Source organism: Streptomyces fractus (genome assembly GCF_049844455.1).
Classification (GTDB): Bacteria; Actinomycetota; Actinomycetes; order Streptomycetales; family Streptomycetaceae; genus Streptomyces; species Streptomyces fractus.
Window position 1 is genome coordinate 759,545 of the sequence record NZ_JBMYHI010000002.1, and the last position, 20,964, is coordinate 780,508.

The following is a 20,964-nucleotide window of genomic DNA, read 5'->3' on the forward strand; positions in this document are numbered from 1 at the left end:
CGGAGGCGAGGCCGTCAGTCGTGGAAGAGGCCGTTGCGGGTGTGCACGGAGACGGCCTCTTCCCCGGGCAGCGGGTCCCCCTCGCGCTCCGGGCGCAGCACGACGGTCCGGCTCTCCCCCGGCAGCAGCGTCAGGAGTGCGGTGTCCGCGCGCATGCCGGGCGCCTCGACGATGAGGTCACCGAGTGCCACTCCCGCGGTGAGGTGCACCAGCGCGTGGTCCTCCTTCCGTTCGACGGAGTACTTGATGTCGGCGGCGGGCCAGCGGATGCCGTCGTCGCGTACGAAGACGTGGACGGCGCGGTCGGCTCCCTCGGTGTCCGCGACCACGAGTTCCTCGCGTCGCCGGCCCGCCTGGGTGATCTCCGGGCCGACCGGCAGGGTGAGGACCGAGCGCGCGGGGACCGTGAACTGCCTTTCCGTGCATGCCACTTCACCATCGACGACGTGCACGCGGCGGATCGTGAGTTCGCCCGTCCACGGTTCATCCGTGTCGTTGACGAGGACGGCGCTGAGGCCCGCTTCCCTCGGCTGGAGTGTGACGAGGCGGTCCACGAAGGCGCCGCGCACCGCGTACCAGGCGGGCTTGGGGCGGCCGCCGTGGTCGATCAGGGACCAGGACAGCGCGGGCCACACGTCGTTGAGCTGCCAGATCAGCGCTCCTGCCGTGCGCGGCCACCAGGAGCGGAAGTGCTCCACCGCGGTGCGCAGGGCGTGTGCCTGGTTGAGGCTGGTGGCCAGGTGCCAGCGGCCGGTGTCGGTGGCGATGCGGTCCGGGCCGGGGAAGCGTCCCTTCAGGCGGTCCACGAGGTGGCGCTCGCCGCCGGGTTGCTTCTGGTGGGCCAGGAGGGCCGGGTCGTCGGGGCTTGCGGGCAGGGTGCCGAGGGCCTCGGTGAGCGTGGCACGGGTGGCCGGGGCCTGCCAGCCGAACTCGGCGGCGAAGCGCGGGATCTGGTCGCGGTAGTGGGCGTAGTCGAGGAGGTTCCAGGTGTCCCACAGGTGGGTCGGGCCGTCGCCGGGGACCTGCGGGTGGACGCCGGTCCCGCTCGCCACGGGGCTGTTCACGACGTACACGGCGCCGGGCGCGTGGGCCTCGACGGCGGCCGGGAGCAGCTCGCGGTAGTAGCCCTCGCCCCAGGTGCGGTCCCGGATCCGCTCGCGCCAGCCCCAGTCCTCCTCGCCGAGCAGGCACTCGTTGGCGCCGTTCCAGACGACGACGCTCGGGTGCGCGGCGAGGCGGCGGACGACGTCGTCGGCCTCGGCCGCGACCTCCGAGCGCAGTGGCTCCTCCTCGGGGTAGGCGGCGCACGCGAACATGAAGTCCTGCCAGATCAGGACGCCGCGCTCGTCGCACGCCTCGTAGAAGGCCTCGTCCTCGTAGATGCCGCCGCCCCAGACCCGCAGGGTGTTCATGTTGGCGGCGCATGCCTGGTCGACGCGGGTCTCGTAGCGGGCGGGCGTTAGGCGTGAGACGAAGAGGTCGTCGGGGATCCAGTTGGCGCCCTTGCAGAACACCGGGCGGCCGTTGACCCGCAGGGTGAACGCGCGGCCGTGCTCGTCGGGGGTCGTGTCGATGGCGATGTGCCGGAAGCCGACGCGGTGGTGGGTCTCCTGGAGGACCTCGCCGTTCTCGTCGAGCAGCCGCACGGTCGCTTCGTACAGGGTGGGCGCGCCGTAGCCGCGGGGCCACCAGACGTCGGGGTTCGGAACGTCAACAGACAGCCTGAAGAAGCCCGTTGAGTCGATCGTGAAGCGCTTCGTGTGCCCCGCGATCTCGATCTCGGCCTCGCACGGGCCGCCCTCCACGTCGAGCCCGACGATGAGCATTCCGCGCCGCAGGTCCTCGTCCAGGGTCGTCGTGACATCGACGGACGTGCGGGCCGTCTCCCACACCTCGAGGCGTACGTCGCGCCAGATCCCGGCGGTGACGAGCGTCGGACCCCAGTCCCAGCCGCCCTCGCACGCCATCGTGCGCAGTTCGTTGTACGGGTACGTCCAGTCGTACGGCAGCGGATCGTCACCGGCCGCGTCCAGCATCGCCCGCGCCGACGAGGCGAAGCGCACGGCGAGTTCGTTCGCCCCGGGCCGTACAGCGTCGGTCACGTCGAAGCGGTAACGGCGGTGCATGTTGCGGGTGTTGCCGACCTCCTCGCCGTTGACGAGGACCGTCGCGACCGTCTGGAGCCCGTCGAAGACGAGGTGCACGCGCGAGCCTTCGGGCCGGGCGGCGAGGTCGAACTGTCTGCTGTACTCCCAGTCGGCGAGCCCGACCCATTGCGCCTGCGCCTCGTTCGTGCCGAGGAACGGGTCGGGGATGACTCCGGCCCGCATCAGGTCGGTGTGTGCGCATCCCGGCACGACCGCCGGCACCTCGATGTCATCGGCGCCGCTCGTGCCGCGCAGCGTCCAGCCTTCACCCGTCAGTTCCACGATCCCGTGCCCTCTCATTCGTCCGGCCGATCTGTCGGCGCCCGGTATCCCTCGGGAACCCGCGGCAGCTCCCGCACTCCTGTCTCGAAGACCTCGACGGACTCCAACTCCGCGCCTTTACCGTGGAGTTCGACGGTCAGGTCGGCGGCCGTCACCGGTTCGGTGAGGTGGATGCGTCCGGCGCCCACGGTGAGCCCTTCGGCGATGACACGATCCCCGGCCCGCACCACATGGCGTACGACGCGCTGTCCTCGGGTGAGGTCCTCGCGCAGCCGGATGTGGTCGAAGCCGACGGGCCGCCCGAACGAAGCCGTCCAGGTGTCCCCGCGCGTCAACTCGGCGGTGGCGGCAGGCGTGCCGAAGCGGCGCGCGACCTCCGCGCCGAACTCCGCCACCCTCGCGGCATCGGCGTCCGGGATCCGGCCGCGTGTGTCGGGCGGCAGGTTCAGCAGGAGGTTCGCGCCGAGGCCCACGGAGCGGTAGTGGATGGCGAGCAGGTGCTCCAGGGTCTTCGGCTCGTCGTCCGGGTGCCAGAACCAGCCGCGCCGGATCGACACGTCGCACTCGGGCGGCAGGTACAGCGCCTCGGCGAACTCCGCTGTGACAACCGTGTAGTTGCTCATCTGGGTGTGGTCGACGACGTACTCGACTGGGTCGGCCGCGAGCCCGTCCTCGTTGCCCACCCAGCGGATCGTCGGATCACCCATGTTGAACACCATGGCGTCCGGCTGATGCCTGCGGGCGACGGCCATGATGGCGGTCCAGTCGTACTCGTAGCCGTCCGAGCCGGCGCCGTCGAACCACAGCTCCATCAGCGGCCCGTACCAGGTGCACAGCTCGCGGATCTGCTCGGTGTAGAGCTTGGTGTACGCGGCCGGGTCGGCGTACTCGGGCGCGTGGCGGTCCCACGGGGAGAGATACACGCCGAAGCCGAGCCCGGCCGCCCGGCAGGCGGCCGCCAGTTCGCCGACGACATCGCCCTTGCCGTCCTTCCACGGCGAGGAGGCGACGGAGTAGTCGGTGGTCCTCGTCGGCCACAGGCAGAAGCCGTCGTGGTGCTTCGCGGTGATGATCGCGTAGCGGGCCCCGGCCGCGCGGGCGGCTTCGACCCACTGCCCGGCGTCGAGGTCGGTGGGGTCGAAGGACGACGCCGGGAGGGTGCCGTCGCTCCACTCCTGGCCGTGGAAGGTGTTGATGCCGAAGTGGAAGAAGGCGCCGGTACCGCTGCGCTGCCAGGCGAGTTGGTGCGGTGTCGGTACGAGGGGGGCGTCGGATCGCAACGCGATTCCTTTCGGGGTCGTACGGGTCGGGCTCGGAGCCTGGTGCCGAACCGGGGCTCTCAGGCTTCCTTCTCGTCCTGCCCGTCCTGCGCCCAGCAGTGCACCCAGTGGCTCTCGTCGACCTGGGTCCTGGCGGGGAAGGCCGTCGCGCAGACCGGCATGGCCAGGGGGCAGCGGGTGCGGAAGCGGCAGCCGGAGGGCGGGTCGACCAGGCTCGGGGGTTCGCCGAGGGTCTCCTCGTCGTCGGCGACATCGGGCTCGTCGAGGAAGCCGCCGCGGTCGGGGTCGGGAGCCGATTCCAACAGGAGCCTGGTGTAGGGGTGTTGGGGGTTATTCACGATCTCGTCGCCCGGCCCGGACTCGACGAGCTGACCCGCGTACAGGACCTTGATCTCGTCGGCGAAGTAGCGGGCGCTGGCGATGTCGTGGGTGATGTACAGGATCGCCAGGCCCTCGTCGTCGCGGAGCCTGCCGAGCAGGTTGAGGATGTCCAGGCGGATCGAGACATCCAGCATGGAGATCGGCTCGTCGCCGAGGAGCACCTTGGGGCGGGCGGCGAGCGCGCGGGCGATGGCGATGCGCTGGCGCTGACCGCCGGAGAGCTCGTAGGGGAACTTGTCGATGAACTGGTCGGCGGGTGTGAGGTTGACGCGTTCGAGGAGCTGGAGGATCTGCCGCTCCATGTCCTCGGCTCCGGACGCGAGGCCGTGCAGCTTAAGCGGGCGGCTGAGGATGTAGCGGATCTTGTGGACGGGGCTGAGCGAGGAGAACGGGTCCTGGAAGATCATCTGGACCTGGCGGTAGTACGCGCGCTTCGCCTTCGCCGTGCGGGCCTTCTTGACGACGTCGCCGTCGAGCAGGATCTCGCCCTCGGTGGGCGGATAGGCGAGCGCGAGCATCCGCGCGAGGGTCGACTTTCCGCTGCCGGACTCGCCGACGAGCGCGGTGATGCGGCCCTTGTGCAGGGCGAGCGAGGTCGGTTCGACGGCCTTGACCTCCTTGCCGTGGCCGCCGGGCCCGTGCGTCGGGAAGCGCTTGACGACCTCGCGAGCCTCCAGGACCGGGAGCGTCTCAGGTACGGGCATGGCGGTCCTCGGCTTCCGGGGTCGTGGCGGGGTTCCGGTGGAGATGGCAGGCGACGTCCCCGGCCTCGTCACCGAGCTGAAGCAGGACCGGCTCGTCGCGGTCGCAGGCGTCGAGCCGCTGGGCGCAGCGCGGGTGGAAGGAGCATCCGGGCGGCGGGGTGCGAAGGCCGGGCGGCGAGCCGGGGATGCCGGTGATCTCGCGGCGTTCGCCGTGCAGCGGAGGGAAGGCGCCGCGCAGGGCGGTGGTGTACGGGTGGCGCGGGTCCTCGTAGAGGCGGCGCGGTGGTCCGGTCTCCACGATCTTGCCCGCGTACATCACGGCGATCCGGTCGGCGATCTCGATGAGCAGCGACAGGTCGTGCGTGATGAAGACGACGGAGAAGCCCAACTCGCGCTTCAGGCGGGCGACTTGGCGCAGGATCTGGCGCTGCATGACGACGTCGACGGCGGTGGTCGGCTCGTCCATGACGACGAGGTCGGGTTCGCAGGCCAGCGCGAGGGCGATCGTTGCGCGCTGGCGCATGCCGCCGGACAGCTCGTGCGCGTAGGAGCGCAGCCGGTCGGCGGGGATGCCGACCATGCCGAGCAGCTCCCCCGCCCGCTCCCAGGCCTCCTTCTTCGACAGGCCGCGCTGCCCCCGCAGGACGTCGGCGAACTGGGTGCCGAGGCGGAGCACGGGGTTGAGGGCGTTCATCGCGCTCTGGAAGACGATGGCCATCTTCTCCCAGCGCAGCGCGCGCAGTTGACGCTCGGTCAGGCGCAGGATGTCGGTGTTGTCGGCGCCGTCGTGACCGTGCAGGATCACCGAGCCCGCGGTGGTGACGGCCGGCGGCCGCTCCAGGCGGGTCATGGCGGTGACGAGGGTGGACTTTCCGCAGCCACTCTCGCCGACGATGCCGAGGGTCTCGCCGCGCCGCAGTGCGAGGTCGACGCCTCGGACGGCGTGCACGGGGTTCTCCTGGTCGAAGTAGTCGACGTGCAGGTCGCGGACGGTCAGCAGCGGCGCTCCGGGGGACGCGCTCATGAGGTGGCCTCCTTCACGGGCGTGGCCTGGGCGGGTGCGGCGGTGTCGGCCGCGCCGAGGCGGGCGGCGCGGGCCCGCATCCGCACCTGCTTGGAGGGCTTGCGCAGCCGGGGGTTGGACACCTCGTCGATGCCGAAGTTGATGAGGCCTGCGGCGACCCCGACCAGGGCGATGCACGCGCCCGGCGGGACGAACCACCACCAGGCGCCGCGGGTGAGCGCGGAGCCGTTCTGCGCCCAGTACAGCATCGAACCCCAGCTGGTGATGTTGATGTTGCCGAGGCCCATGAAGGAGAGGCCCGCGTCGGCGAACATCGAGCCGACGACCGCGCCGAGGAAGCTCACGGAGATCAGCGGCGCGAGGGACGGGATGAGTTCGCGGGTGATGACACCCCAGCGGCTCTCGCCGGTCATCTCGGCGGCGGCCACGAAGTCGCGGTGGCGCAGCGACAGTGTCTGCGCCCGCTTCTGCCGCGCGGCCCACGGCCACGCGGTGAGGCCGATGACGAGGGCCACGGTGAGCCAGCCGCCGCGCCCCTGCACATAGCTCGCGACGATGATGAGGAGCGGCATGCCGGGGATGACCAGGAAGATGTTGGTCGCGACGGTCAGGAGCGAGTCCGCGCGCCCGCCGAGGTAGCCGCCCGCGACGCCGACCAGCACGGAGAGCACCGTGGTGACGACGCCCGCGACGAGCCCGACGAGCAGCGAGACGCGGCTGCCGACGACGAGCTGCGCGAAGACGTCCTCGCCGTTGGCCGTGGTGCCGAGCAGATGTGCCCCGGAGGGCGGCAGCATGGCACCGCCGGTGTCCACGTCGTCGGGCGAGAGCCCCATCAGGTTCTCCACGACGAACGGCCCGAGCGCCGCGAGCAGCGCGAAGAACACGATGATCACGATCCCGGCGCGGACCTTGAGGTTCCCCGGCAGCTTCGGCAGCCGCCGGGCGCGTACCGACTTCGTCATGAGCGGGTCTCCCTCGCGCGCGGGTCGATCAGCCCGTACACCGAGTCCGCGATGAAGTTCGCGGCGAGCACGGTGAGCGAGACGATCAGGAACAGGGCCTGCATCAGCGGGTAGTCGACGCTGGAGACGGCCTGGTAGAGCAGATAGCCCACACCGGGATACGAGAAGACGATCTCGACGAGGATCTGGCCGCTGACGGCGGAGCCGATGGTGAGGGCGAAGCCGGCGACGCTGGGCAGGACCGCGTTGCGGGCCGCGTACTGGAACATCACGCGGGCCTTGGACAGGCCCTTGGCGCGGGCGAGGAGCACGTAGTCCTCGGAGACCGTCGTCACCATCATGTTCCGCATGCCGACGAGCCAGCCGCCGAACGAGGCGACGACCATCGTGATCGCGGGCAGGATGCCGTGCGTCACGACGCTCATCAGGAACGGCCCGTTGAACGCGACCGCCATGTCACCGTCGTACGCGCCGCTGATCGGCAGCCAGTTGAGCTGCACGCCGAACGCCATGACCAGCAGCAGCGCGACCCAGAAGAACGGCAGCGCGCCGAGGAACATCGAGGCGGGCGTGATGAAGGAGTCGAAGCGCGAGCCGACGCGGGAGCCCGCGAGGACACCCATCGAGGTGCCGATGACGAACGCGAGCACGGCGGTGAGACCGACGAGACCGATCGTCCAGGGCAGCCCGGAGCGGATCACTTCCCACACGGGCGTCGGGTAGTAGGCGACGGACGCGCCGAAGTCGAAGTGGGCGACCTGGCCGAGGTAGGTGACGTACTGGTCCCACAGGGGTGCGCCGGGCGCGCCGAACAGCCGGTAGATGCTGGTCACTTGGTCGGCGGACAGGTTCTGCTTCTGCTGCATCTGGGAGATGAGCGCGGAGGCGGGGTCGCCCGGCATCAGGCGCGGGATGAGGAAGTTGAGGGTGACGGCGACGGCGGCGGCGCCGATGTAGAAGCCGAGGCGCCGCAGGAAGTAGCGGGCGGCGCCGAGCCGGCCGGCCGCCGTGCGCCGGACGGGCGGCGGGGCCTCCGCGGTAGCGGGGGTGAGGACGGGAGCGGTGGCCATGGCGTCAGCCCTTCGCCGGGCGCAGGTTGAGCAGGATGCTCATGGAGTCGACGCCGCCGGCCCACGGCGCGGGCTGGGCGTAGGGCTTCTTCTCGCTCGGCCAGCCGGTCCAGTTCTTGCTGTTGTACTCGGAGGAGACGCCGATCGTGATGAGCGGGGCGGCCGGCACGTCGTCGACCATGATCTTCTCGAACTCGGCCGAGTACTTCTTGACGCTCGCGGGGTCGTGCGCGCTCGCCATCTCCTTGAGCAGCGCGTCGGCCTTCTTGCTCTTGTAGTGGCCGTAGTTGGTCCAGATGCCGGCGTTCTCGCTGTAGAGCATGTCCTTGAAGAAGTTGTACGGCGTGGAGTAGTAGATCCCGCCGCCGACCGTGACGTCGAAGTCACCGGACTTGCGCTTGGCGTCGATCTGCGCGGCCGCGATCGGCTTCACGTCGACATTGACACCGGCCTTCTTCAGCTGCGAGGCGAGGACCTTGTCGAACTGGATGGCGTCGCCCCACTCCTGCACCTCCATGATGGAGAAGCTGAGCTGTTTGCCGCTGCCGTCGACCAGCTTGCCGTTCTTCTTCGTGTAGCCGGCCTTCTTGAACTCGGCGAGGGACTTGGCGAGTTCGGCCTTGGGCTGCTCGGCGTCCTTGTACTTGTCGGCGATCCACTTGCCCTGGGTCTTCGAGTCGAGGCCCGTGAGGTTGAGGGTGTTGAACATCCCCGGGTTGGTGACATTCAGGAGTTGGCCGCGGTCGACGGCCAGCGACAGGCCCTTGCGGACATGGACGTCGTCGAAGGGCTTCTTGGTGTGGTTGAAGAACAGGAACTGGCCGCCGTAGGTGGGGTACCAGGCGTGGTGGTTCTTGGGGTCCCTGTCGATGTACTGCTTCTTGACATCGGGCACGACGCCGCCGCTCCAGTCGAGCTCCCCGCTGAGCAGCTTGGGCACCTCGGACGCCTGCGTGATGATGGGCGCCTTGACGGTCTTGACCGGGACGTTCTTCTGCTTCCAGTAGTTGTCGCGGGCCTCGAAGGTGAGCTGCTGCGGGGTGTACTGCTTGAGCTTGTACGGGCCCGATCCGACGGGGTTCGGGTTGGTGTCCTTCGCGCCGTCCTTCTTCTTCCAGATCTTCTCGGGCACCGGGGTGGTCCCGCCGATGCTGTCGATCTTGGAGTAGGCGGGCTTGTCGAAGGTGATCTCCACGGTGTGGTCGTCCGGCGCGGAGGCCTTGGTGAAGTCGAACGCCCAGGTCGGGGGCAGCTTGTTCTTCTTCACGTAGTTGAGGGTGAACACCACGTCGTGGGCGGTGAGTTGGGAGCCGTCGCTCCAGTTGGCCCGCTTGTCGAGGTGGATGGTGATCTTCTTGCCGCCGTCGGCCCACTCGTACTTCTTCGCCAGCCAGGGCGTGAACTTGCCGCCCTCGAGGATGTTGAAGTCGAAGAGTGCCTCGTACTGGAACCCGAACGTGCCCTGTGTCGGCTTCAGGGCGAACGGGTTGAAGTTGCGGTTGATGGTGGTGCCGGCGAAGCCGAGGTTCGTGGTGAGCGCGCCGCCGCCGGCGGAGCCGCCCGCCGGGGTCGGCGCGGCCGAACAACCGGCCAGGGCGAGCGAGAGGACCGCCGCGCCGACGGCGGCGACGCGGGCGCCGGTACGCACGGTGGCGGGGCGGGACTTCGGGGGCACGCGGAGCTTCGGGTTCATCGGAGGCTCTCCGGAGGGGTGTTGGGGCGGGGGACATCACGCGGGGGTGGGGTGGAGCGGGCCGAGCGGGTGAAGCGGGTGGAGCGGGTGAAGCGGGTGGAGCGGGTGAAGCGGGTGGGGCGAGTTGAACGAGTGGAGCAGGTGGAGCGACACACGTTGGACATCGTTGTCAGAGCAGGGCGGTGGGGCGCCGTGGTGCGTGGATCAGCCAGGGGTGGGGTCCCGGCGGGTGGGGCTCCGGCGGGTCGGTGCGCGGCCGGTGGGGGCACGACCGTGGTCGGCGGGGGCCGGGCCGCTGCTGCCGCGTGGGACGAGCCGCGGGGTCTCGTCCTCGACGGTGCGCGCGGGCCCTCCGTCGATCAGCGCGAGCAGCTCCTCGGCGGCGTGCCGCCCGAAGGCCGGGGTGTCACGGACAAGGGCGGACAGCGGCGGGCGGGTGGAGCCCGTGAGCACGGACTCGTCCCAGGCGACGAGCGTCAGCGCGCCCGGCACCTCGATGCCGAGCGAGGCGGCGACCCCGAGCCCGGCGACGGCCAGCACGTCGGTGTCGTAGACGAGGGCCGTGGGCCGCGGCGCGGGTGTGTCGAGGAGCTGCCGGGTGGCGTCGACGCCCTGCTGCCGGGAGTAGTCGGTGGGGATGCTGCGTACGTCGGCGGGGTCGAGGCCGAGCCGCTTCGCCTCGTCCCGCAGGGAGCGGATCCGCCGCTGGGTGTGCGCGAGGTGGGGCAGCCCGGCGATGTGCGCGATGCGGCGGTGTCCGAGGGCGTGCAGGTGCTGGACGATGCCGGCCATCGCCCGGGTGTCCGAGGCCCACACGCTGGAGATGCCCGGGTGGGCCGAGCCGCCCTCGCCGCGCGGTACGGACCCGATGAACACGGCGGGCAGGCCGAGTTCGTCGAGCAGCGACGGACGCGGGTCGCCGTCCCTCGGGTCGACGACGAGCACACCGTCGACCCGCCGCTCGGCCCACCAGCGACGGTAGGCGGCGCATTCGGCGTCCAGGTCGGGGACCATGAGGAAGAGCAGTCCGATGCCCCGCCCGGCGAGCGCCTCCTGGATCCCGGACACCAGCTGCAGGAAGAAGAACTCCGCGCCCAGGGCGTGCGCGGGGCGGGCCAGGACGAGTCCCACCGTGGCGGTGCTGCCCCCGGTCAACGCCCGTGCCGCCGCGCTCGGTTGCCACCCGAGCCGGTCGGCGACCTCGCGCACCCGCTGCCGGGTGGCCGGCGAGACACCGGGCCGCCCGTTGAGCGCCAGGGACACGGCGGACTCGGACACCCGCGCCTCCTCGGCGATGTCCTTCAGGGTCGAGCGTCTGGAGGGAGTACGGCGCATGGAAATCTCCTGCCACGCCTACTGGCAAGCCGCCCCGAACGGGACGGCACGAAGCCCAACTGCCCTGAACTCAAGCGGTTGAGTGCGAGAACGCTAAAGCGCTTGAGCCCGGAGGGCAACAGGGTGTGCGCCAATTGCCGCCTTGAGCCACGTATTTGCCGCGTTGACGGCCCCAAGCCCGCGCCATGAACGGTGATTTGACATAGATGAGCGCTGAATACGGTGTCATGGCGTGAGGAGACACTCCATGACACGAGCCCGCCCGACACAGACGCCGACGCTCGACATCACCCGCCCTTCCCCTGATCTACTGGGCTCATGGAGGAATTCCCGACGGACCCCGACCCCTGGCCGTCCCGCCTCGCCGAGCGCGGACACCACGGCGCGCGACGCATCGGTGCCGGTGTCGAGGGTGTCGTCTACGCGCTCGGGGGCGGCCAGGTCGCCAAGGTGTGGACCGGGCGCCCGCCGACGGGCCTCGCCCTGTCCCGGCAGGTGTACGCGGACATCGCGGCACACCGTCTCCCGTTCGCCACGCCGGAGATCTTCGAGGTCGGCGAGTACGGGGGCGTGGTGGTGACGTACGAGCGCGAGCTGCCCGGCACGTCGGTGCACGGTGACTCCGCGCACGAACCGTTCGGCCGCGAACTGCCCCCGGGCCACCGGGATGTGCTGCTGACGGTCCTGCGTGGCCTGGCCTCCGTACCGGCGACGGAGGCGATGCGCGCACTCGCCGTCGAGGGTGACGACCGCCCCCTGTGGCAGGGCCAGGACCGGTTCCCGTCCGCGCTCGCGACCCTCGTCTCGCGCGCCGTCGCCCGCAATGGCGTCGCTCTGGCACGCCTCGTGCCGGGCCTCGACGGGGGCGTCGGGCGCGCGCTCGACGTGCTGCGCTCGCTCCCCGACGTTCCGGACACCGTGATCCACGGCGACCTCGTCCCACCCAACATCCACGTGGACGCCTCCGGCCGCCCCGTGGCCGTCCTCGACTTCGGCTTCTACACCACCGCCGGCGACCCGGCCTTCGAAGCGGCCGTCACCGCGGCCGTCTGGGACATGTACGGCCCGCACGCGGCGGCCCACACCTCGGAGCTCACCCGTCTTTTCGCCGACGAACTCGGCTACGCGCTCGCCACCTTGAGCGCCTATCAGGCGGCGTACGCCCTCACGACCTATGACCTGTTCGGCATGGGCGTCGACGACGGCCACTTCCGCTGGTGCGCCGAACAGTTGCTGCGCAATGACGTGTTCAACGGCCGGGCGTCCTGATCCGCCGCTTCCGTCGCATCCGTCGCTTCCGCCGCTCCCGGGGCGCGAGATTCCGGGCGAGGCGCGCCCGCGTGGAGTTCCTGTGCGTGGACGTAGGAGAAATGTGCGCCTGATGGGTGTATTTCATGGAATTCGTCAGCACGCGCATCCAGCTTGTCTGCCCTGCGGGTACGCCTGCGCCCACGCGCACTACCGGGGCGCACCACCGGCGTTGAAGCTGCCGGGAGTTGCCGACAGTAACGATTCTGCTGATCTTCGCTCACCACCCTTCGTTCCATTCATCGAAGCCGCAAAGGACACAAGGTGCGCAAGCAAGCCGGCGAGGTCGGCACGCTTCTCAGGCTCGTCGCGGACAGCCGGGCCGACTGCTCCCTCATCGGGCGGGAAGCGGAACTGACCCAATTGCGGAGCCTGTTGGCGGGCCACCGACTGGTCACCGTCACCGGTCCTGTCGGGGTCGGCAAGAGTCTGCTGAGCGAAGTCGCCGCCCAGCGGGCACGGCCGTCCCGGCGGCAGGTCGTGCGGGTGTCCTGGCCCGAGGCGACTGGCCGGCCGGGGGCCTTCCGGGACGCCGTGCGGCAGGCGCTGCTCGGCACCCCGCTGACGCCGGGCGGCCCGCCTGCCGGACGGCGGCCGGGCCCTCGGGTCCTGCTGTTCCTGGACGACGTCGACCCGGTTCATGACGAGTGCGTCGGAGTGGTGCAGCGGCAGCTGCTCCAGCACCCGACGCTCCAGGTCCTGATCACCGCACGCCGCCCCCTCGGGCTCGGCGACGAAGCGGTGCTGCGGCTCGGCCCGCTCGTCACCGGGCCCGCGGCCGACGGCTCCCCCTCGCCCGCCGCGCGCCTGTTCCTGGCCGCGGCCGGTGGCGCGGTGCGGCACCGCGATCCGGCCACCCTCGAACGCGTCCATGCCATCTGCCACACCCTCGACGGACTCCCCCTGGCGATCGAACTCGCCGCCGCCCAGCTGCGGTCGTACTCCCTGCACGACCTGGCCGAGCTCGTGGAGCACGGGCAGTCCTGGCTGCACAGCCCACGGCCGCGGCTGCGGCGGCACCGTTCCGTCGAGGAGGCCATCGGAGCCGTTCACGCGCTGTGCTCACCCTGGATGCGGATGGTGTGGAGCCGCGCCAGCATTCTCGCCGGGTCGTTCGGCGAGGCGGCCGCCGTGCTGCTGTGCACCGGCGGTGAGATCGCCCCGCACCAGGTGCCGGGGCTGCTGACCCAACTGGCCTCGCTCGGTCTGCTCCAGTACGAGAACGATCCGCACGGCCCCGGCGAGACGCGCTACCGGATGCCCACGGCCGTACGGGAGTTCGGCGAGCGCCGGCTCACGGAGGCCGGCGAGCTCGAGATCGCCGTCGAACGCCGGGCCGGACACTGCCGAAGGATCGTTCACCTCGCGGAGCACCTGTGGGAGCACGGTCATCAGACGCAGGCGGTGCGCCTGGTGGCCGACGAGCAGCACAACCTCAACGCCATCCTGCGGTACGCGCTGACCGATCCCCGTCCCGAGGTCACCGTCGCCGCCCTGGAGACCGCGACCCGCCTGTGGTTCTGGTGGGTCACGGGACACGCCGCGGCCGGGCTGCGCTATCTCCTCCAGCTCCTGGCCCGCTGCCCCGAGGACCACCCCTCCTCGGCGCCCGCGGCCTGGCTCGCGGCCTGGCTCGCCGCGCGCACCGACCCGGAGACGGCCCTCACCCTGCTCTACCGGATCTGGCCCGGTGCCGTACTCGACGGCGACGACACCCTGCTGGCCCGCATCGCCCATGTCCACGGCCTGATCGCCCTCACCCTCGGCGACCCGCTCCAGGCGGCCGACCTCTTCGAGCAGGCGTGTGTCCTCACCCCCGACCGTGCCACCGGCGGACCGGGCCGCGCCGTCTACCTCGCAGCCCTCGCCTTCGCCCGGCGGGACACCGAGCCGCGCGCCGCACACCGCGCGGCCCTCGCCGCGCTCGCGCAGCCCGGGGTGCGCGACGACGTGTGGTCCAGCGTGCGGGCCCGTTACGCCCTGGCGCTCGTCGACCACCACAACGGCCGCGCCGCGAGAGCCTGGACGCGGGCCCACCGCGCGGTGTCCGACGCCGACTCCGCGACCTGCGCACCGCAGGCCCACGCCGCGCTGTGCGCCCTCCTCACGGTCCTGCGCACGGGGCAGGCGGCCCCGACCCCGGTCATTCCGGGACTGACCGGCTGACCGGCGCTGACCGGGGTCAGGCGGCCATGGCCTCGACCGGGCGCAGCGCGATGATCGCGATGTCGTCGGCGAGGTGGTGGGTCCAGTCGCGTACGCCGGCGTCGAGGTGGCCGACGAGGTGCTCGGGCGTGCCGTACGGCGCCCGGGTCAGGCCCTCGGTGAGCGGGTAGAACTCGCCGGTCGAGTTCCGGGCCTCGCTCAGGCCGTCGGTGTGCGCCACGAGCGTCGCCCCGGTATTCAGGCGCACCGTGTGCGGAGTGAGGGGGGCGCCGGAGCCGAGCGTGCCGAAGCCCAGGGGCAGCAGGGTCGGGACGTCGATCTCCGTGACACCGGCGGGTGTGACCTCCAGCGGGGTGAGGTGGCCGCAGTTGACGACGTGCAGGTCACAGGCTTGCTGCTCCGGGCCGTCGTGCTGGAGCAGCAGCGCCGTCGCGAACAACTCCTCGTCGCCGCGGGTGCCTGCGGCGCGCAGCACCTGCCGGTCGAGGCGCGCCGCGAGTTCCCCGAGCTCTTCCGTCTCGAACGCCTGGCTACGGAAACAGCCCAGCAGGTCGGTGACGGTCTGCACGGCCTGCAGCCCCTTTCCGCGTACGTCGCCGATGAGGATGCGGGTGCCGTACGGGGTGTGCAGGGCCTCCAGGAAGTCGCCGCCGATGCCGATGTCCGCCGTGGCGGGCCGGTACAGGCTCGCGAGGTGCAGCCGGCCGAGGTCCTCGGGTATGGGGTGGAGCACGGCGTGCTGGAGGGTGCTCGCGGTCTCGCTGATCCTGGCCAGCCGGTCCCGCTGCTCCCGGCGTGACCAGACGACGGCGCCGGCGGCGGCGCCCACGGCGAGCGCGACGATCAGGGTGCCGGCGTCGCCGAAGCCGGTGCGGGTCAACAGGTATTGCAGTCCCGCGGCGCAGGCCACCGCCACGGAGACCGCGACGCGGCCGAGCAGCAGGGCGGCGACGGCGAGCACGATCGTGCCGACGCGCAGCAGCTGGCGCGCCTCGGCGGGCACGGGTGCGCTGTCGATGGCGGAGGTGTACGGGAGGGCCTGCGCGGCGGCGGTTCCGAGCAGGATGGAGCCGGGCAGCAGGGCGGCGCTGGTGCCGAGGTGGGTGCGCGGGAGGGCGGCGAGGTAGCGCGCCAGCTGCGGGGCGGCGGCCAGCATGACGCCGAAGCCGATCAGCGCCACGACGGCGAAGTCGCCCGCCATCGGGTAAGCGTGCACGCCGAGTCCGGCGTGCAGCAGGACCAGGCCGAGCGCGGCCAGCGGCAGACCGAGCGAGGAACCTGTCACCGGTGCGATGGCGTGGCGGCGTACCAGCAGACAGCTCGCCGCGCCGCCGACGCCGAAGGCCGACAGGACGAGCGCCGCGGACTCCGGGCTGCCGCCCTTCTCGCCCGCGAGCGCCGGGACGGCCATGGTGAGCACGACCTGGGTGAAGCCGAGGGCGAGGCCCGCGACCAGGGCGCCCGCGCGCAGTGCCCCCGGCATCAGCGAGGGGCCTCGGGATGCCACCGAGATGGCGGCGCAGCGCAGCCGTGCGACGACGAGCGCGACGGTGGCGCAGAGCAGCAGCAGGCCGACGCGCGGGTCCGCCCAGCCCCATACGGGGGCCAGCTGAAGCGCCGCGGGGGCGAGCACGCCGAAGGCGATGAGGCCGGCGGCGCGCGGCCGGTCCGGCATCGGGTGACGTTGCGTCGCCGCGGGCTCGGGCACGTAGCGACGGACGAGTAACAGTGCGGTGATCACCGCGACGGTCATGACGACCATCGCCGCCCGCCACCCGGCCGTGGACGCGGCCCGCGGGGCCAGGTTCACGGCGAGCACGAAGCCCAGGGACAGCACGGCCAGCCAGGCACCCATCACCTTGCGCATGCGGCCCGGCAGGAACACGGTCGGCAGGAAGGCGAGGCAGCTGACGAAGACCGCGGCGAGGGCGCCGGCGACGACGATCCGCCCGAACACGTACGACCAAGCGTCGAACGCGACCACGAGCAGCGCGCACCCGACGGCGAGCCCCGCCAGGGACGCGATCAGTACGGAACGCCGCCCTCGCAGATCACCGGCCCGCCCGGCGACGAACAGCGTGAGCAGGGCCAGGGACGAGCCCACGACCCGGGCGACGACCTCGTGCCCGGCGCCGAGGCCGAGCTCGGCCTGGACCAGGGGTACGGACGCCGAGTGCACGGCGGGCGCCACCACGTACAGGACCGCCACCGCGGCGAGCAGCAGCCCGACCACGCGCGTAGATCCCCGAGTGTCGTCCGCCGCATACGCGACAACGGCCGTCGCGCCGCCGCCGGACGCACCGGTGCCGACCATGTACTGACCTCCCTGATGGACCCCCCTGCGCACAGTCCGCCAGGGACAAGCATCGCGGACCACATATGACCCACGTAAGGACCGAAAGTCCTTTATGTAACTTTACAGACAAGCGGGAGCCAACCGGACCGCTCCCCCTTGGACAGGCCCCCCGGCCCACGAAACCGGTCACGTGGCCGCGTCTCAGTCCAACGGAGCCGGCCACTCATGAGCCGGCAGCAGCTCCCGCAGCGGCACCACCCTGTCCCGGCCGAGAACCACCTGCGTGTCCAGGTTCGCCGGGTCCACCTGCCGCATGAACTCCCGACACCGCCCACACGGCGGCAGCACATGCAGCACCCCCTCGGGACTCCGCCACACGGCGACGACCTTCTCGATCCGGTACTCCCGTGCGGTGACCATGGCGGCGACGGCCGCGTGCTCCGCACAGAACCCGGTGCCTGATCCGGTGTCGATACACACGCCCGAGTACTGGTTGCCGGCGGGCGTGACCAGCGTGGCGCCCACGTCACCGAACAGCCGGTCACCCACCCGGTACGGGCTCAGGACGCTCTCGGCGGCGGCGATCAGTTCGTCGTTCGAGGCGATGCCCACGTGGCGGCATCCCCTTCCTGCCCTTCCTGCGAGGGCGGTCCGCGTCTCAGCTGGGGAGGGAGTGCTGAGGCCCCCTCGTTTCAGTCCGACGACTCGCGTCGCTCCAGTCGTGCCTTTGCCACCGCGCGCGTCAGTTTGCTTCCGGCGAGGGCCACCAGGAGTGTGGCGAGTGGCAGGGCCACGTCGACCCAGGGGTCGCGGATCGGCTTGTAGGTGGCGGTGCCGTCCTTGATCTCGATGAAGCCGAGTGGCTTGGCTCCCGCGCCGCCTCCGCCTCCTCCGCCCTCCCCGTCCTTGTCCCCCGCCTTCTCGCGCCCGACGCCACCGCCGAAGCCGAAGCCGGCCTGGGCGACCGGGATGACGGTGACGCCCTCCCGGAAGACCGGCTCGCCGAAGACCGCGGCGACGGAGGCCCGGCCGCCGAGCTTGTCGGCCAGCCGTTCCAGCAGCGCGGCGGACGCGTGGGCGGTGGTGCGTTCGACCGGCGAGCCGGCCACGGCCTGTCCGTCCTGATTGGTCATACGGTGCCTCCCTGGCGCGTCATGCGTGACGGAGGACTTCACGCTAGGCCGGAGGCATCCGGTCCGCCACGGTCGTACCGCACCAACTGGCCGCCGCAGTACGGCAGTACAGGGAGAGGGTGGGGCGGCGCGCCGCCCCACCCTCTCCAACTCGCTGCCGATCGGCCTCAGATGACGCCCTGCGCCAGCATCGCGTCGGCGACGCGCTCGAAGCCCGCGATGTTCGCACCCGTCACGTAGTCACCCGGGGCACCGTAGCGCTCGGCGGTCTCGTGGCAGGTGGCGTGGATGTCCTTCATGATGTGCGCCAGCTCGTCCTCGACCCGCTCCGCGGACCACGACGTACGGGCGTGGTTCTGCGCCATCTCCAGCGCGCTGACGGCGACGCCGCCCGCGTTGGCCGCCTTGCCGGGACCGAACGCGACGCCGGCCTCCTGGAGCAGGTGCACGGCCTCCGGCGTCGTCGGCATGTTCGCGCCCTCGGACACCGCCTTGACACCGTTGCGGATGAGCGCGGCGGCGGCGTTCTCGTCCAGCTCGTTCTGCGTGGCCGACGGCAGCGCCACATCACCGGCGACGTCCCAGACGCTTCCGCCGCGCACGAACCGGGCCGAGGCGCCACGGCGTTCGGCATACGCGTCGACGCGGCCCCGCTCAACCTCCTTGATCTGCTTGAGCAGTTCGAGGTCGATGCCCTTCTCGTCCACGACGTAGCCGGAGGAGTCCGAGCAGGTGACCGGGTTCGCACCGAGGGCGTGCAGCTTGTCGATGGTGTAGATGGCGACGTTGCCGGATCCCGAGACCACGACCGTCTGGCCCTCCAGGTCCTCGCCCCGCTCGCGCAGCATGGCTTCCGCGAACAGCACGTTGCCGTACCCGGTCGCCTCCGGCCGGATCAACGAGCCGCCCCACCCCTGACCCTTGCCCGTGAGGACGGACTCCCAGCGGTTGGTGATGCGCCGGTACTGACCGAAGAGGTAGCCGATCTCGCGGCCGCCCACGCCGATGTCGCCCGCGGGGACGTCGGTGTGCTCACCGATGTGCCGGTACAGCTCCGTCATGAACGACTGGCAGAACCGCATGACCTCGGCGTCGCTGCGCCCGTGCGGGTCGAAGTCGCTGCCACCCTTGCCGCCGCCGATGCCGAGACCGGTCAGCGCGTTCTTGAAGATCTGCTCGAAGCCCAGGAACTTGATGACACCGAGGTTGACCGAGGAGTGGAAGCGCAGGCCGCCCTTGTACGGGCCGAGCGCGCTGTTGAACTCGACGCGGAACCCGCGGTTGACGTGGACCCGGCCGCGGTCGTCCTGCCACGGCACCCGGAACATGACCTGTCGCTCGGGCTCGCACAGCCGCTCCACGAGTCCGGCCTCGGCGTACTCGGGGCGGGCCTCGAGCACGGGGGCGAGTGTCTCGAGGACCTCATGCACGGCCTGGTGGAACTCGGGCTGCGCGGGGTTCCGCTTTTCGATCTCGGCAAGGAGGTCGCCGAGGATGTCCTGCGTGTTGGATCGCGTCGTCACTGAAAGCCTTTCGGGCTCGGCAGTCGCCATCTCCCTGCGGGTGCGGCTCGCTCGGGTCCGGTCGTTCGATGAGCGCGCGGCGCCATTGCCGTGCGCGGGACAAGGTAAGTGTTACGCGCATGTAAACGCGTTGACCAGTGCCATCCGGATCCCGGACGACGTGAGCCGCCACACGTGGCGATTCGACCTGGCCAAAGGGCACGGAACACACGATTCCGGCCATCCGGGCCGTGACTGTCGACCGCGAGGAGCGGTGGGGGAGAATACGATCCTGGCGTTCGAGCCCGGCCGGGAGGAAGCGTGCGTGTGATCAAGTGGGTGTCGATCCGGAGCACCGGCCCGCGTCCCGTTCCCCGGCCCGTGGCGACGCCGCTGGTGTGGGCGGTGACCGGCGGTACCGCTCTGCTGCTCGTGGCGCTCATCAACGTACTGCTCGGACCTGGCCGCCCGTGGCTCGCGCTCACCGCGCTCGCCCTCCTCGCCGCGGGCCTCGGCTTCTGCGCCAGGTTCACCGCGGCGCCCGGAACCGCCGTGCTGTGCTGGCTGTTCCTCAACGGCTTCGCGATACCGCCCGCCGGCACCCTGAGTTGGATCGGCCATCGTGACACTCTCTGGTTGACCTGCCTTCTCACCGCCACCCTGGTCGGCACACTGTGGGCCCGCCTGACCCACGCTCGGGCCGCGTACCGCACGATCTCCCCACCCCCGGCCCCGCGGACCGCACTGAGCGACGACCCGTTGACCCGCTGAACCCGCCCGCCACCGGGCCGCACCCGCCAAGAGGGCGGCCGGCCCCGCTGGTTCGAGGAAGCGGGGCCGGCCGGAGGGGAAGAGGCCGACTGCGGGGTGTGCACTCCCCCGTACGCTCATCACGCGACAGGACCCGCAGCCGGCTTCACTGGTCGTAACGACACGCGATCCGCCATGTTCTGCCACACGGCACCGAGTTGACGAACTCCACCGGACTCCCAGGGCGCCTTCACAGAGTGGGCACGTTGTTCGACCGGCGGTCAGAGCACGGCAAGTCGGTCCACCAGGAGCCCGATCCGCTGCTCGGCGTACGCCGCCGGCAGCCGTCCCGCTCTGGCGAGGGTCGCGAGGCCGTGCAGGGTGGCCCAGAACACCTCGGCGAAGGCCCCCGGGTGGACACCGTCCCCCGCGACCTCGCCGAGGCACTCCATGAGGGCGGCGAAGGCGTCCTTGAGAGGTTCGGGGGTGTCCTCCTGGGCGAACTCCAGGCCGCCGTCGAGCTGGAACAGCGCGTCGTAGACCGCCGGGTTCCGCTCGGCGAGGTCGAGATAGGCGCCCGCGAGGGCGGCGACCCGGGCGCGCGGGCCGTCCGCGGCGGCGGTCGCGGCCCGCAGCGCCACGGCCATCTCGGCGGCGCCGTCGAGGGCGACGGCGCCGATGATCTCGCGTTTGCCGCGGAAGTGGCTGTAGAGAACGGGCTGGCTGTACTCGATGCGCTCGGCCAGCTTGCGGGTGGTGACCGCGCCCCAGCCCTGCTGCTCCGCCAGTTCGCGGGCCGTGGCCACGATGAGGCGCTCGCGGCCCGCGCGTTCACGCTCCTTGCGTTCCTGTAGCGACATGACCCGATGCTAGCACCGCTAGACAATCGAGCGGCAGTAGCACTAGCGTTGCCTCACCATCTAGCGCC

Annotated in this window: 16 protein-coding genes; 3 read left to right on the forward strand and 13 right to left on the reverse strand. The window is 71.2% G+C overall.

What is annotated here, in order from left to right:
- Nucleotides 1-14 precede the first annotated feature (14 nt).
- The 8 genes from ACP4E5_RS05570 to ACP4E5_RS05605 form a co-directional block, all read right to left on the reverse strand.
- Nucleotides 15-2,429, reverse strand: a complete 2,415-nt coding sequence (locus ACP4E5_RS05570; RefSeq protein WP_425825592.1) for a glycoside hydrolase family 2 protein — start codon at nucleotides 2,427-2,429, stop codon at nucleotides 15-17.
- 14 nt (nucleotides 2,430-2,443) lie between these two features.
- Nucleotides 2,444-3,709, reverse strand: a complete 1,266-nt coding sequence (locus ACP4E5_RS05575) for an alpha-L-fucosidase (protein ID WP_425825593.1) — start codon at nucleotides 3,707-3,709, stop codon at nucleotides 2,444-2,446.
- A 59-nt stretch (nucleotides 3,710-3,768) separates the two neighbouring features.
- Nucleotides 3,769-4,794: an ABC transporter ATP-binding protein gene (locus ACP4E5_RS05580; protein WP_425825594.1), complete on the reverse strand. Its 1,026-nt coding sequence runs from the start codon at nucleotides 4,792-4,794 to the stop codon at nucleotides 3,769-3,771.
- A complete protein-coding gene (locus tag ACP4E5_RS05585; RefSeq protein ID WP_425825595.1) occupies nucleotides 4,781-5,818 on the reverse strand; it encodes an ABC transporter ATP-binding protein in 1,038 nt (345 codons plus the stop codon). The genes ACP4E5_RS05580 and ACP4E5_RS05585 overlap by 14 nt, the downstream gene beginning before the upstream one ends.
- Nucleotides 5,815-6,783 (reverse strand): ABC transporter permease, encoded by a 969-nt coding sequence (locus ACP4E5_RS05590; protein WP_425825596.1) that lies wholly within the window; start codon nucleotides 6,781-6,783, stop codon nucleotides 5,815-5,817. The genes ACP4E5_RS05585 and ACP4E5_RS05590 overlap by 4 nt, the downstream gene beginning before the upstream one ends.
- A complete protein-coding gene (locus ACP4E5_RS05595) occupies nucleotides 6,780-7,853 on the reverse strand; it encodes an ABC transporter permease (RefSeq protein ID WP_425825597.1) in 1,074 nt (357 codons plus the stop codon). Before ACP4E5_RS05595 ends, ACP4E5_RS05590 begins: the two co-directional genes overlap by 4 nt.
- Before the next feature lie 4 nt (nucleotides 7,854-7,857).
- A complete protein-coding gene (locus ACP4E5_RS05600; protein ID WP_425825598.1) occupies nucleotides 7,858-9,546 on the reverse strand; it encodes an ABC transporter substrate-binding protein in 1,689 nt (562 codons plus the stop codon).
- Nucleotides 9,547-9,750: 204 nt separating this feature from the next.
- Nucleotides 9,751-10,881 (reverse strand): LacI family DNA-binding transcriptional regulator, encoded by a 1,131-nt coding sequence (locus ACP4E5_RS05605; RefSeq protein WP_425825599.1) that lies wholly within the window; start codon nucleotides 10,879-10,881, stop codon nucleotides 9,751-9,753.
- A 318-nt stretch (nucleotides 10,882-11,199) separates the two neighbouring features.
- On the opposite strand from ACP4E5_RS05605, the gene ACP4E5_RS05610 reads away from it, so the two are divergent.
- Both ACP4E5_RS05610 and ACP4E5_RS05615 read left to right on the forward strand, forming a co-directional pair.
- Entirely contained in the window at nucleotides 11,200-12,150 is a 951-nt protein-coding gene (locus tag ACP4E5_RS05610) for a phosphotransferase family protein (protein WP_425825600.1), read from the forward strand.
- 303 nt (nucleotides 12,151-12,453) lie between these two features.
- Nucleotides 12,454-14,355 carry an ATP-binding protein gene (locus tag ACP4E5_RS05615; RefSeq protein ID WP_425825601.1) on the forward strand — a complete coding sequence of 634 codons (1,902 nt, stop codon included), beginning with the start codon at nucleotides 12,454-12,456 and terminating at the stop codon, nucleotides 14,353-14,355.
- Nucleotides 14,356-14,371: 16 nt separating this feature from the next.
- Here ACP4E5_RS05615 and ACP4E5_RS05620 read toward each other — a convergent pair whose 3' ends face one another.
- From ACP4E5_RS05620 to gdhA, 4 genes are all read right to left on the reverse strand, one after another.
- Nucleotides 14,372-16,669: an MFS transporter gene (locus ACP4E5_RS05620; protein WP_425825602.1), complete on the reverse strand. Its 2,298-nt coding sequence runs from the start codon at nucleotides 16,667-16,669 to the stop codon at nucleotides 14,372-14,374.
- Between the two features lie 183 nt (nucleotides 16,670-16,852).
- Nucleotides 16,853-17,263 carry a cytidine deaminase family protein gene (locus ACP4E5_RS05625; RefSeq protein ID WP_425825603.1) on the reverse strand — a complete coding sequence of 137 codons (411 nt, stop codon included), beginning with the start codon at nucleotides 17,261-17,263 and terminating at the stop codon, nucleotides 16,853-16,855.
- A gap of 80 nt (nucleotides 17,264-17,343) precedes the next feature.
- Nucleotides 17,344-17,784 carry a spore germination protein GerW family protein gene (locus tag ACP4E5_RS05630; RefSeq protein ID WP_425825604.1) on the reverse strand — a complete coding sequence of 147 codons (441 nt, stop codon included), beginning with the start codon at nucleotides 17,782-17,784 and terminating at the stop codon, nucleotides 17,344-17,346.
- Nucleotides 17,785-17,951: 167 nt separating this feature from the next.
- Nucleotides 17,952-19,307: an NADP-specific glutamate dehydrogenase gene (gene gdhA, locus ACP4E5_RS05635; RefSeq protein ID WP_425825605.1), complete on the reverse strand. Its 1,356-nt coding sequence runs from the start codon at nucleotides 19,305-19,307 to the stop codon at nucleotides 17,952-17,954.
- A gap of 306 nt (nucleotides 19,308-19,613) precedes the next feature.
- On the opposite strand from gdhA, the gene ACP4E5_RS05640 reads away from it, so the two are divergent.
- Nucleotides 19,614-20,057 (forward strand): hypothetical protein, encoded by a 444-nt coding sequence (locus tag ACP4E5_RS05640; RefSeq protein ID WP_425841106.1) that lies wholly within the window; start codon nucleotides 19,614-19,616, stop codon nucleotides 20,055-20,057.
- Nucleotides 20,058-20,317: 260 nt separating this feature from the next.
- Here ACP4E5_RS05640 and ACP4E5_RS05645 read toward each other — a convergent pair whose 3' ends face one another.
- Nucleotides 20,318-20,896, reverse strand: coding sequence for a TetR/AcrR family transcriptional regulator (locus ACP4E5_RS05645; RefSeq protein WP_425825606.1), 579 nt, complete (start codon nucleotides 20,894-20,896; stop codon nucleotides 20,318-20,320).
- Between the last annotated feature and the right edge of the window lie 68 nt (nucleotides 20,897-20,964).